This is a genomic window from Pseudomonas sp. NFACC10-1 (assembly GCF_900119195.1).
GTDB lineage: Bacteria > Pseudomonadota > Gammaproteobacteria > Pseudomonadales > Pseudomonadaceae > Aquipseudomonas > Aquipseudomonas cerasi.
In genome coordinates, this window is record NZ_FPJB01000010.1 from 22,984 (window position 1) to 35,174 (window position 12,191).

The window sequence follows — 12,191 nt, forward strand, 5'->3', positions numbered from 1 at the left end:
GAATGCACGATCGGCGCACGACGCGGTTTGCGCTGATAAGGGAACAGCCCCTAGACTCCACAGCCTGTTTCCCGGTAACCGAGAGTGTCGCAATGAATGAGCCAATCCGCCTGACCCAGTACAGTCATGGAGCAGGGTGTGGCTGCAAGATTTCCCCCAAGGTGCTGGACGTGATCCTCGCTGGCAGCGGCGCTCAGAACCTCGACCCCAGACTCTGGGTTGGCAATGCCTCGCGTGATGACGCAGCGGTCTATGCGCTGGATGACGAGCGCGGCGTGGTCTCGACCACGGACTTCTTCATGCCCATCGTCGATGACCCGTTCGACTTCGGCCGTATCGCCGCGACCAATGCCATTAGCGATATCTATGCGATGGGCGGCGATCCGCTGATGGCCATCGCCATTCTTGGCTGGCCGGTCAACATCCTTCCGCCAGAAGTGGCGCGTGAAGTCATTCGCGGTGGTCGTGCCGTCTGCGACGCTGCCGGTATTCCGCTGGCGGGCGGGCACTCCATCGACGCGCCGGAGCCGATCTTCGGTCTGGCGGTGACCGGCGTGGTGCAGAAAAAGCACATGAAACGCAACGACACTGCCCTGGCGGGGAGCACCTTGTACCTGACCAAGCCCCTGGGCATCGGCATCCTCACCACCGCCGAGAAGAAATCCAGGTTGCGCGATGAAGACATCGGTCTGGCGCGTGACTGGATGTGTACCCTGAACAAGCCGGGCAGCCGTTTCGGCAAGCTCGACGGAGTGCAGGCCATGACCGATGTCACCGGCTTCGGCCTGCTCGGGCATCTGGTTGAAATGGCGGACGGCGCAGGTCTGACCGCGCGTCTGGACTACGCTGCTGTACCGCGTCTGCCTGGCGTCGAGCATTACATTGCCGAGGGCTGTGTGCCGGGCGGCACATTGCGCAATTTTGAAAGTTACGGCGACAGGATCGGCACACTGACCGACGCCCAGCGTGACCTGTTGTGTGACCCGCAGACCAGCGGCGGTCTGCTGGTCGCGGTCAGCCCTGAAGGTGAAGCCGAGTTTCTGATCGTGGCTGCCGAACTGGGTCTGTTGCTCAACCCTATCGGCACCCTGCACGAGCGACAGACCCACGCCGTCGAGGTGTTCTGATGGCCGACAACAGCAGCGACTACCGCGCATTGTTTCTCAACGACGTGCCGATGATGGACGCTCGTGCTCCGGTGGAGTTTTCCAAGGGGGCTTTTCCTGGTGTGATCAACCTGCCGCTGATGAATGACATCGAGCGGCAGAAGGTCGGCACCTGCTACAAGCAACACGGCCAGGACGCCGCTATCCAGCTTGGGCATCAATTGGTCTGTGGTCAGGTCAAGGATGAACGCGTCAATGCGTGGGTCGAGTTCGCCAAGGCCAATCCGGATGGCTACCTGTATTGCTTTCGCGGCGGGCTGCGCTCGCAGACGGTACAGCGCTGGCTGAAGGATGCCGGGGTCGACTACCCACGGGTTCTTGGCGGCTACAAGGCGATGCGCACGTTCCTGCTGGATACCCTGCACGAGGCGGTGAGCGAATGCGAGATCGTCGTGCTCGGCGGAATGACCGGCACGGGCAAGACCGAAGTGTTGACGCAACTGCGCAACAGCCTGGACCTGGAAGGCATCGCCAACCACCGCGGCTCCAGCTTCGGCAAGCGTGCCACCGGGCAACCGGCGCAGATCGACTTCGAGAACCGGCTGGCCATCGACCTGCTCAAGAAGCGCGCAGCCGGTATCGAACAATTCGTTGTGGAAGATGAAAGCCGTCTGGTCGGTAGTTGCAACGTGCCGCTGGAACTGCACCAGGCGATGCAGGGCTGCGCGATGGTCTGGCTGGAAGACAGCTTCGAGAATCGCGTCGAGCGGATTCTCGATGATTACGTGATCAACCTCTGCGCAGAGTTCATCACCGTCAAGGGCGAAGAGCAAGGCTTTGGCCTGTTCGCCGAGCGTCTGTTGCAAAGCCTGAACAACATTCACAAACGCCTCGGTGGCGAGCGTCACCAGCGACTGTCGGGCCTTATGCAGGCGGCGCTGGAAGAACAGCAGCGCAGCGGTGCGGTTGATCTGCACCGTGGCTGGATCGAAGGGCTGCTCGGCGAGTACTACGACCCGATGTACGCTTACCAGCGCGAACACAAGGCGGCGCGTATCGAATTCGCAGGTGATCAAGCGCAAGTGCTGGCCTACCTGCGCGAGCGCTCAGTAAAAGGTTAAGCCTCGACCTCTATCCATCTGGCAAGGGACGCCATGCATTCGATTCTCGATTTCTATCAAACGCTGGGCTGGGGCCTTTCGGCTCTGGTGATCGGCACCTTTCTGCTGGCCGGAACGGTCAAGGGTGTCATCGGCCTGGGCTTGCCCACGGTGGCAATGGGGTTGCTGGGACTGGCCATGCTGCCGGCGCAGGCTGCGGCGCTACTGATCATCCCGTCGACGTTCACCAATGTCTGGCAACTGGCGACGGGTGGCAATCTGCGGCCTTTGCTGAAGCGGCTATGGCCGATGCTGAGCATGATTTTCATCGGCACTCTGGCCGGGGCGTTCTGGCTGGGCATGAGTGGCGGTCATTCGATGACCCGCGCGTTGGGTGGCGCGTTGTTTCTCTACGCACTGAGCGGGCTGTTTTTGCCGACCTTCAGGGTTGCTGCCGCTGCCGAGCGCTGGCTGGGCCCGCTGTGCGGTTTGATCACCGGGGTTATCGCTTCGGCCACCGGGGTATTCGTGATTCCCGTGGTGCCTTATCTGCAGGCGCTGGGGTTTGAGCGCGACCAGTTGGTCCAGGCGCTGGGGTTGTCCTTCACCGTCTCGACGCTGGCGCTGGCGGCGGGTCTGTCGTGGAACGGCACGCTGGGCGGCGCGGAACTGGGCGCATCCACGCTGGCGCTGATTCCGGCCCTGTTGGGCATGCTGCTGGGGCAGTGGCTGCGTCAGCGAATCAGCGCGGTGCTGTTCAAGCGTGTGTTCTTCATCGGTATGGGGCTGTTGGGGCTGCATCTGCTGATAAAGGGTTGAGCCTGATGGGGTAAACCCTTTAGCTGTTCACGCATTTCGGTCAATAGTCTTCCTGTCATTCGTGACTGTGAAGCAAGAGTATTTTGCCCTTTGCTGTCTTACTCATGGACGCACATCTCTTTACTCTCGGCTCATCCATTAATCACCTCCACCTCAGCCTCAAGACGGGCGGGGTCGGGTTGCGAGAGATCAGCCATGAAAAAAGTATTGTTCCTCAACGGCGGTAAACAGTTTGCGCACTCGGAAGGCCGCTATAACGCGACCCTGCACGAGGCGGGCGTAGCGTTCATGGACCGTGCCGGTTTCGATGTGAAGCAAACCTTCATTGACGGCGGCTACGACGTGGCCGAGGAAGTGCAGAAGTTTCTCTGGGCCGATGTCATTGTCTGGCAGATGCCTGGCTGGTGGATGGGGGCGCCCTGGACCGTCAAGAAATACATCGATGAAGTGTTCACCGAGGGCCACGGCAGCCTGTATGCCAATGACGGCCGTACGCGTTCGGATGCATCGCAGACATACGGCAGCGGCGGCTTGCTGCATGGCAAACAGTACATGATTTCGGCAACCTGGAATGCGCCACAGAAAGCCTTCGACGACCCGTCCGACTTCTTCGAAGCCAAAGGTGTCGATGCCGTCTACTTCCCGTTTCACAAGGCCAACGAGTTTTTGGGCATGACCGGCCTGCCGACGTTTCTGGCAGTGGACGTAATGAAAATGCCCAATGTCGAAGCAGACGTGCAGCGTTACCAAGCTCATCTGGCCAAGGTGTTTGCTGCGCAGTGAGCGCAACCTTTGCACTGAACAGCGTTAATATCCCCTGAGTGTTGAGCAGGGGACAACAATGAAAGCCCGATCCGATGAGTTACAGGTGTTTGTCTCGGTTATTGAAAGCGGTTCGATCTCCGCCGCAGCCGAGAAAATGGGCCAGACGCCCTCAGGCGTCAGCCGAACCCTGTCGCGTCTGGAAGCCAAGCTGGAAACCACGCTGATCAACCGCACTACGCGGCGCATGGACCTGACCGAGGAGGGCAAGTTCTTTCTGGAGCGTGCGCGTCACATCCTTGAGCAGATGGAAAACCTCGAAGAACGGCTCTCCTCCTCCAGGCAGACGCCCGCCGGGCGCTTGCGTATCAACGCCGCGTCACCGTTCATGCTGCATTCCATCGTGCCGCATGTGGCGGAGTTTCGTCAGCGCTACCCGGACATCGAGCTGGAGCTCAACAGCGATGACTGGTTCATCGACCTGCTTGAGCAAAGCACGGATATCGCCATCCGCATCGGTGCGCTGTCCGACTCGACCCTGCATGCCCGCTCACTGGGCAGTTGCCTGCTGAATATCGTGGCCAGCCCGGCCTACCTGCAGCGCCACGGCAGTCCCAAAACTGCAGAAGAGCTGGCGCAGCACGTGCTGTTGGGGTTCACCCATGTAGAGGTCCTCAATCATTGGCCGTTGCGCCATGCCGGGGGCGATCGCCTGCCGATCAAGCCCTCCATCTCGGCATCCAGCGGCGACACCTTGCGCCACCTGGTGCTAGAGGGCGTGGGCATCGCCTGCCTGTCCGATTTCATGACTTGTGATGACCTGCGCGAGGAGCGGATGGTCTGTCTGTTGAAGGAGGCCAACAGCGGCTATCGTCAGCCGATCCATGCGGTGTATTACCGCAACTCTCGACTGGCACTGAGGATTCAGTGCTTTCTGGATTTCATGCAGGAGAAGCTTGAGGACTACGCGCGCTGAGGTCTTGAGTGCGTGTCCGGCGATTAATTGGCTTTCACCCGGGCAACAAAAAGCCCGTCACGCTGGACGGGCTTTTTACCGGGCGACTGTCAATGCGTGCGGGCGACTGCAAACTCGCTCAGTTCGACCAGTGCGTCGCGGTACTCGCTGGGCGGCAGTGCGTCCAGGCAGGCAATGGCACGGGCCGCGTAGTCGCGGGCGAGCTGTGCGGTGTAATCGAGGGCGCCGGCGCTTTCCACTGCGTTGCGGATGCTTTCCAGATCTTCCAGGCCACCTTTCTGGATCGCCTGACGAACCAGTGCGGCCTGTTCCGGGCTGCCTTCACGCATGGTGTAGATCAGCGGCAGGGTCGGCTTGCCTTCGGCGAGGTCGTCACCGACGTTCTTGCCCAGTGTCTCGGCATCGCCACGGTAGTCCAGCAGGTCATCCACCAACTGGAAGGCCACACCCAGATGATCGCCGAACGTGCGCAGTGCTTCGCTCTGTTCCTGGGGGGCGTTGCACAGGGCCGCGGCACTGTGGGTCGAGGCTTCGAACAGCATGGCCGTCTTGCCGCGAATCACTTCCATGTAGGTTTCTTCGGTGGTGCTGGCGTCACGAATCTTCGAGAGCTGCAACACTTCGCCTTCGGCGATGATGCGGGTTGCCTTGGACAGAATCTTCATGACCTCCATCGAGCCCAGTTCGACCATCATTTCGAACGAGCGCGAATAAAGGAAGTCGCCCACCAAAACGCTGGGCGCATTGCCCCAGAGCGCGTTGGCGGTGGAACGACCGCGACGCATGCCGGACATGTCGACAACGTCGTCATGCAGCAGGGTAGCGGTGTGCAGGAATTCGATGGTGGCGGCGAGCAGGCGAACGTCATCGCCTTCGCGACCCAGTGCCTTGCCACACAGCAGCACCAGCAACGGGCGCAGGCGCTTGCCACCTGCCGACGTGATGTAATCACCGATTTTCGAGACCAGCGGTACGCGCGACGTCAGTTGCTTTTTGATGATAAGGTCAACGGCACTAAAGTCGTCCGCCACCGCGCGGTAGAAGGCTTGGGGTTGCATCAGCGACACGTGCTCCGGATAGGTTGCGCCGCATGCTAGGTCGCGGGGTAGAGCGTGTCAAGGTATGACGAGGCGCCTCTTGCAACACGCGAATGCCTTGCGTACAATCGCGCACCCTAACTTTCCTGGGCAGCACCTGCCTTACGCAATGCAAACGGGCCGTTCCAGCCCCATGCAGCCATGCCAGCCGATACTCTTCTTATAAAGAGCTGGGTGAGCAGGATTTTCGGAGAAATACCATGTACGCAGTAATTGTTACCGGTGGCAAGCAGTACAAAGTCGCCCCAGGTGAATACCTGAAAATTGAAAAACTGGAAATCGCTACTGGCGAATCCGTCACGTTTGACCGCGTTCTGCTGGTTGGCAATGGCGACGACGTCAATATCGGTGCTCCAGTTGTTGCTGGCGCTACCGTTGTGGCTGAAGTGGTTTCGCAAGGTCGTCACGATAAGGTTCGTATCATCAAGTTCCGTCGTCGTAAGCACCACATGAAGCGTATGGGCCACCGCCAGTGGTACACCGAGATCAAAATTACAGGTATTCAGGCTTAATTCAGCCTAATCCTCAACTGGAGAATTGACTCATGGCTCACAAAAAAGCTGGTGGTAGTACCCGTAACGGGCGCGACTCAGAAGCCAAACGCCTTGGCGTGAAGATGTATGGCGGCCAGGCTATCATCCCTGGCAACATCATCGTGCGTCAGCGCGGCACCCAATTCCACGCTGGCTACGGCGTTGGCATGGGTAAAGATCACACCCTGTTCGCGAAAGTGGAAGGCGTGATCAAGTTTCAAGTCAAGGGCGCCTTCGGTCGCCGCTACGTGAGCATCGTTCCGAAGACTGAAGTCTCCGCAGCGTAATCACGCAGTAGCTTAAGAGCCCTGTCTTGCGACGGGGCTTTTTTGTTTGTAGAGGTAGAGAGGCAGGTGAGTCTCTTGCAAAACTGTTTGTGCGGGCTGTTGTGATGTTGACCCGTGGGGTCGCTGGTTTCTGATCGGTATCGCAACGCTCATTTTTGCAAGAGTCTTATGTAATTTATGTGGTTCTGCTCGTCCCTGTGGCGGGAGGCGTGCGTTATGAAATTTGTAGATGAAGTTTCCATTCGAGTAAAAGCCGGTGACGGCGGCAACGGTTGCATGAGCTTCCGTCGCGAAAAATTCATTGAGAACGGTGGTCCCAACGGTGGTGATGGTGGTGATGGCGGCTCGATCTTCATGGTCGCCGACGTCAACCTGAACACGCTGGTTGACTACCGTTACACCCGTCACTTCGACGCCGAGCGCGGCTCCAACGGTGGCAGCGCCGACTGCACCGGTCGCAAGGGTGAAGAGCTGGTGCTGCGTGTGCCGGTAGGGACCACCATCATCGACGCTACTACTCAGGAAATCATCGGTGACCTGACCAAGGATGGTCAGCGCCTGATGGTTGCCCAGGGCGGCTGGCACGGTCTGGGCAACACCCGATTCAAGTCCAGTACCAACCGCGCTCCGCGCCAGACCACACCGGGCAAGCCGGGTGATCAGCGTGATCTCAAGCTCGAGCTGAAAGTGCTGGCCGACGTCGGTCTGCTGGGCCTGCCCAATGCGGGCAAGAGCACCTTCATCCGTTCGGTGTCTGCGGCCAAGCCAAAGGTTGCCGACTATCCGTTCACCACGCTGGTGCCGAACCTGGGAGTGGTCAGTGTCGATCGCTGGAAAAGCTTTGTGGTTGCTGACATTCCAGGTCTGATCGAGGGTGCATCCGACGGCGCAGGCCTGGGGATTCGCTTCCTCAAGCACTTGGCGCGTACTCGTCTGTTGCTGCACCTCGTCGATATGGCGCCGCTGGATGAAAGCAGTGCTCCGGATGCTGCAGAAGTGATCGTCAACGAACTGGAGAAATTCAGCCCGTCGCTGGCCGAGCGTGATCGCTGGTTGGTGCTGAACAAGTGCGATCAGATTCTTGAAGAAGAGCAGGAGGCGCGCAAGCAGGAAATCGTCGATCGTCTGGAGTGGACCGGCCCTGTTTACGTGATCTCGGCAATTGCCAAAGAAGGCACCGAGCAGCTGACTCGCGATATCATGCGTTACCTCGAAGAGCGCAGCCAGCGTATCGCCGAAGAGCCTGGTTACGCTGAAGAGCTGGCCGAGCTCGATCAGCGCATCGAAGATGAAGCCCGTGCCCAGTTGCAGGCACTGGACGATCAGCGTGCCCTGCGTCGCAGTGGCGTGAAGAGCGTTCATGACATCGGTGACGATGACTGGGATGAGGAAGACGTGGACGATGAAGACGGTCCGGAAATCATTTACGTCCGTGACTGATCGCTTGAAGTAAACTTGAACGCCGCTACGATTGTTAGCGGCGTTTTTGTATCCCGAATTTGAAAATCTCTGGCTAGGGTTGGAAGAAGATGCGCAGCAAAGTGACGGGCGCCCAGCGCTGGGTTGTGAAGATTGGCAGTGCCTTGCTGACGGCTGATGGCAAGGGCCTGGATCGCAACGCCATGGGTGTTTGGGTGGAGCAGATGGTGGCGCTGCACGAGGCGGGTGTCGAGCTGGTACTGGTGTCTTCCGGGGCGGTGGCTGCCGGCATGAGCCGTCTTGGCTGGACGGCCCGACCCAGTGCCATGCATGAGCTTCAGGCTGCTGCGGCCATCGGTCAGATGGGCTTGGTGCAAGCGTGGGAGTCGAGCTTTGCCGAGCATGGCCGGCATACCGCGCAGATCCTTCTGACCCACGATGACCTGTCGGACCGCAAGCGCTACCTGAATGCCCGCAGCACCCTGCGCACGCTGGTCGAGCTTGGGGTTGTGCCGGTCATCAACGAAAACGACACGGTGGTTACCGACGAAATCCGTTTTGGCGATAACGACACGCTGGCTGCGCTGGTTGCCAATCTGGTCGAGGCTGATCTGTTGGTCATCCTGACCGACCGTGATGGCATGTTCGACGCCGATCCGCGCAACAATCCGGAGGCGCAGCTGATCTACGAAGCGCGTGCCGATGATCCGGCGCTGGATGCAGTGGCGGGTGGTACGGGCGGTGCGCTGGGTCGCGGCGGCATGCAGACCAAGCTGCGTGCAGCGCGTCTGGCGGCGCGTTCCGGTGCGCATACTGTCATCGTCGGTGGGCGCATCGAGCGCGTTCTGGCGCGACTCAAGGGTGGCGAGCGGTTGGGTACGCTGCTGTCCCCTGAGCGTGGCATGCTCGCAGCGCGCAAGCAGTGGCTGGCAGGGCATCTGCAGACCCGCGGTACGCTGGTGCTGGATGATGGCGCGGTTGCGGCGCTGGCCAAGGATCAGAAAAGCCTGCTGCCGGTGGGCGTCAAACTGGTCCAGGGCAGCTTCCGGCGTGGCGAGATGGTGGTATGCGTCGCCCCGGACGGTCGCGAGATCGCTCGCGGGCTGAGTAATTACAGTGCCATCGAAGCCCAGAAAATCATTGGTCACTCTTCCGAATCCATCGTGCGCGAGCTGGGCTACATGGCCGAGCCCGAGCTGATTCATCGGGATAACCTGATCCTCGTCTGACTCAAGGCTGCAAAAAAGGACTATTTGATGCGTTTCATTAAAGGTTTATTAGCGGCCGCGTTGCTGATGCCGGTGCTGGTTTCGGCCGAAGAGATCGGTCAGGTGTCGACCGTGTTCAAGATGGTCGGGCCCAACGATCGAATTGTGGTCGAGGCGTTTGATGATCCCAAGGTGGACGGGGTGACGTGCTACCTGTCGCGCGCCAAGACGGGTGGCGTGAGGGGCGGTCTGGGATTGGCCGAGGACCGTGCCGAGGCGTCTATCGCCTGTCGTCAGGTCGGGCCGATCCGTTTCAAGGAAACCCTCAAGGACGGCGACGAGGTGTTCAAGGAGCGTACCTCGCTGGTCTTCAAGACCATGCAGGTGGTGCGTTTCTTCGACAAGAAGCGCAATGCGCTGGTGTACCTGGTCTATAGCGACCGGGTCATCGAAGGCAGCCCGCAGAATGCCGTGACCGCCATTCCTATCCTGCCATGGACAACCGCGCCCGCGCCTTGATGTGGCTCAGGGGTGGACGTAGGGCGTCCAGAACGGCATGCCGATGCGGAGCGTCGCACGATAGTTGAATATCGTTCCTCCCGCTCCAGTGTGGGAATGCCTGTCGTGACGCTCCGCATCACAAGTTTCCGTTGCGCCGGCTACTTTCCAGCAGGCAATAAAAAACCGACCCTGAGGTCGGTTTTTTTAACAAGCGGGTCGCTTAGGCTGCAGCAGCAAGGCTCAGAGCCTTGATGTGACCGTTCAGACGACCTTTATGGCGAGCAGCCTTGTTCTTGTGGATGATGCCTTTATCGGCCATACGGTCGATAACAGGAACAGCCAGAACATAAGCGGCTTGCGCTTTTTCTGCGTCTTTTGCGTCGATGGCTTTAACTACATTCTTGATGTAGGTACGAACCATGGAACGCAGGCTGGCGTTGTGGCTGCGACGCTTCTCAGCCTGTTTTGCACGTTTTTTGGCGGAAGGTGTGTTGGCCACCGTCGAGCTCCTCGAAAGACTTTGTGAAATAGCAAACAAAATAGGCCGCGAATCATGCCGATGAGTTGAAGTCTTGTCAAGGGCAGTTAAGGTGTTCCGCTGAGTGGTTGCTACATTTGACTGGAGGATTTATTTCCGGCCTGTGACCTGTAAACTCGCGGCCTTTGCTTCGGGCATTTTTGCGGCGCGAAGTATTGCATAAATGGCTGGCTTTATCGCCCATCCTTTGCCGAGGCGCACAACTCTTTCAATGAATCTACTCAAGTCACTCGCCGCCGTCAGCTCTATCACCATGGTTTCCAGGGTTCTGGGCTTTGTTCGCGACACCATTATCGCGCGCACTTTCGGGGCCGGAATGGCCACGGATGCGTTCTTCATCGCCTTCAAACTGCCCAATCTGCTGCGCCGTATTTTCGCCGAGGGTGCCTTTTCCCAGGCATTCGTGCCGATCCTGGCCGAATACAAGAGCCAGCAGGGGGAGGAGGCGACGCGTACCTTCATTTCTTATGTCACCGGACTGCTGACCCTGGCGCTGGCCCTGGTGACGCTGCTCGGGGTGATTTTTGCGCCCTGGGTGATCTGGGCCACCGCGCCCGGCTTTGTCGACACCCCGGAGAAATTCGCGCTCACCTCGGACCTGCTGCGCGTGACCTTTCCTTATATATTGCTGATCTCCCTGTCCTCGATGGCCGGCGCGATCCTCAATACCTGGAACCGCTTCTCGGTGCCGGCGTTCGTGCCCACGCTGCTCAACGTCAGCATGATTTTCTTCGCGCTGTTCCTGACGCCGTATTTCGATCCGCCGGTCATGGCGCTGGGCTGGGCGGTTCTGGTCGGTGGCCTGTTGCAACTGCTTTACCAACTGCCGCACCTGAAAAAGATCGGCATGCTGGTGCTGCCGCGTCTGAATCTGCGCGACACCGGAGTATGGCGGGTAATGAAACAGATGCTGCCTGCCATCCTTGGCGTTTCTGTCAGTCAGATTTCTCTGATCATCAACACGATCTTTGCCTCGTTCCTCGTCGCCGGCTCGGTGTCATGGATGTACTACGCCGACCGCCTGATGGAGCTGCCTTCCGGCGTGCTGGGTGTGGCGCTGGGGACGATTCTGCTGCCGATACTGTCCAAAACCTACGCGCAGCGGGATCGCCAGGAATACTCGCGGATTCTCGACTGGGGCCTGCGACTGTGTTTCGTGCTGGTTCTGCCTTGCACGCTGGCGCTGGGGCTGCTTGCCGAACCGTTGACCGTTTCGCTGTTTCAGTATGGTAAATTCGACTCGCTCGACGCGGCCATGACTCAGCGTGCGCTGGTCGCCTACTCGGTCGGGTTGCTGGGGATCATCCTGATCAAGGTGCTGGCCCCCGGTTTTTATGCTCAACAAAATATCCGCACCCCGGTGAAAATCGCGATCTTCACCCTCATAGTGACTCAATTGCTCAACCTGGCCTTCATCGTGCCCTTGCAGCATGCCGGTCTGGCGCTGGCGATCAGTGTGGGGGCGTGCATCAATGCCGGGTTGCTGTTCTGGCAGTTGCGCAAGCAGGATCTGTTTCAGCCGCAGCCTGGCTGGACGAAGTTCCTGTTCAAGCTGGTAATTGCCGTCGCGATGATGTCGGCGGTGCTGTTGGGGCTCATGCATGTCATGCCTGCATGGGACGAAGGTCATATGCTGGAGCGTTTTCTGCGTCTGGGTGCGCTGGTTGCAGCCGGCGTCGTGACCTATTTCGCCATGCTTCTTTTATTAGGCTTCCGCCTCAGGGATTTCGCCCGCAAAGCCATTATGTAGGGCGCGTCGCAGCGGTTGACCTTCGGTTTTTGTCGCCACACGCCGAGAACCTTCATCCGGTCTTGGTGTGTTGCCTGTCGTCCACGGCCGTGTGT

Annotated in this window: 13 protein-coding genes; 11 read left to right on the forward strand and 2 right to left on the reverse strand. The window is 59.2% G+C overall.

What is annotated here, in order from left to right; genetic code table 11:
• Positions 1 to 92 precede the first annotated feature (92 nt).
• The 5 genes from selD (at position 93) to BT119_RS23760 (ending at position 4,763) form a co-directional block, all read left to right on the forward strand.
• The gene (gene selD, locus BT119_RS23740) at positions 93 to 1,127 is read left to right on the forward strand and encodes a selenide, water dikinase SelD (protein WP_060708646.1); all 1,035 of its coding nucleotides are present in this window, start codon (positions 93 to 95) and stop codon (positions 1,125 to 1,127) included.
• The gene (mnmH, locus tag BT119_RS23745; protein WP_003435603.1) at positions 1,127 to 2,227 is read left to right on the forward strand and encodes a tRNA 2-selenouridine(34) synthase MnmH; all 1,101 of its coding nucleotides are present in this window, start codon (positions 1,127 to 1,129) and stop codon (positions 2,225 to 2,227) included. The genes selD and mnmH overlap by 1 nt, the downstream gene beginning before the upstream one ends.
• Positions 2,228 to 2,260: 33 nt before the next feature.
• The gene (locus BT119_RS23750; RefSeq protein WP_072367030.1) at positions 2,261 to 3,025 is read left to right on the forward strand and encodes a sulfite exporter TauE/SafE family protein; all 765 of its coding nucleotides are present in this window, start codon (positions 2,261 to 2,263) and stop codon (positions 3,023 to 3,025) included.
• A gap of 195 nt (positions 3,026 to 3,220) precedes the next feature.
• The gene (locus BT119_RS23755) at positions 3,221 to 3,808 is read left to right on the forward strand and encodes an NADPH:quinone oxidoreductase MdaB (RefSeq protein ID WP_003371089.1); all 588 of its coding nucleotides are present in this window, start codon (positions 3,221 to 3,223) and stop codon (positions 3,806 to 3,808) included.
• A gap of 58 nt (positions 3,809 to 3,866) precedes the next feature.
• Complete coding sequence (locus BT119_RS23760; RefSeq protein WP_072367031.1) at positions 3,867 to 4,763, forward strand: LysR family transcriptional regulator; 897 nt, start codon at positions 3,867 to 3,869, stop codon at positions 4,761 to 4,763.
• An 89-nt stretch (positions 4,764 to 4,852) separates the two neighbouring features.
• On the opposite strand, the gene BT119_RS23765 is transcribed toward BT119_RS23760, so the two are convergent.
• Positions 4,853 to 5,821: a polyprenyl synthetase family protein gene (locus BT119_RS23765; protein ID WP_003344609.1), complete on the reverse strand. Its 969-nt coding sequence runs from the start codon at positions 5,819 to 5,821 to the stop codon at positions 4,853 to 4,855.
• Positions 5,822 to 6,060: 239 nt separating this feature from the next.
• Here BT119_RS23765 and rplU point away from each other — a divergent pair, with 239 nt between their 5' ends.
• From rplU to BT119_RS23790, 5 genes are all read left to right on the forward strand, one after another.
• Positions 6,061 to 6,372, forward strand: a complete 312-nt coding sequence (rplU, locus tag BT119_RS23770) for a 50S ribosomal protein L21 (protein ID WP_002551971.1) — start codon at positions 6,061 to 6,063, stop codon at positions 6,370 to 6,372.
• Between the two features lie 32 nt (positions 6,373 to 6,404).
• Positions 6,405 to 6,680, forward strand: a complete 276-nt coding sequence (gene rpmA, locus BT119_RS23775; protein WP_002551972.1) for a 50S ribosomal protein L27 — start codon at positions 6,405 to 6,407, stop codon at positions 6,678 to 6,680.
• 216 nt (positions 6,681 to 6,896) lie between these two features.
• Positions 6,897 to 8,120 carry an Obg family GTPase CgtA gene (gene cgtA, locus BT119_RS23780; RefSeq protein WP_002551973.1) on the forward strand — a complete coding sequence of 408 codons (1,224 nt, stop codon included), beginning with the start codon at positions 6,897 to 6,899 and terminating at the stop codon, positions 8,118 to 8,120.
• A gap of 89 nt (positions 8,121 to 8,209) precedes the next feature.
• Positions 8,210 to 9,328, forward strand: a complete 1,119-nt coding sequence (proB, locus tag BT119_RS23785; protein WP_003318792.1) for a glutamate 5-kinase — start codon at positions 8,210 to 8,212, stop codon at positions 9,326 to 9,328.
• Positions 9,329 to 9,355: 27 nt separating this feature from the next.
• Positions 9,356 to 9,826 carry a CreA family protein gene (locus tag BT119_RS23790; RefSeq protein WP_003435634.1) on the forward strand — a complete coding sequence of 157 codons (471 nt, stop codon included), beginning with the start codon at positions 9,356 to 9,358 and terminating at the stop codon, positions 9,824 to 9,826.
• A gap of 202 nt (positions 9,827 to 10,028) precedes the next feature.
• Here BT119_RS23790 and rpsT read toward each other — a convergent pair whose 3' ends face one another.
• Entirely contained in the window at positions 10,029 to 10,307 is a 279-nt protein-coding gene (gene rpsT / locus BT119_RS23795; RefSeq protein WP_003344603.1) for a 30S ribosomal protein S20, read from the reverse strand.
• 250 nt (positions 10,308 to 10,557) lie between these two features.
• Between rpsT and murJ the strand changes: the two genes are divergently transcribed.
• Positions 10,558 to 12,096 carry a murein biosynthesis integral membrane protein MurJ gene (gene murJ, locus BT119_RS23800; RefSeq protein ID WP_003371103.1) on the forward strand — a complete coding sequence of 513 codons (1,539 nt, stop codon included), beginning with the start codon at positions 10,558 to 10,560 and terminating at the stop codon, positions 12,094 to 12,096.
• Positions 12,097 to 12,191 lie beyond the last annotated feature (95 nt).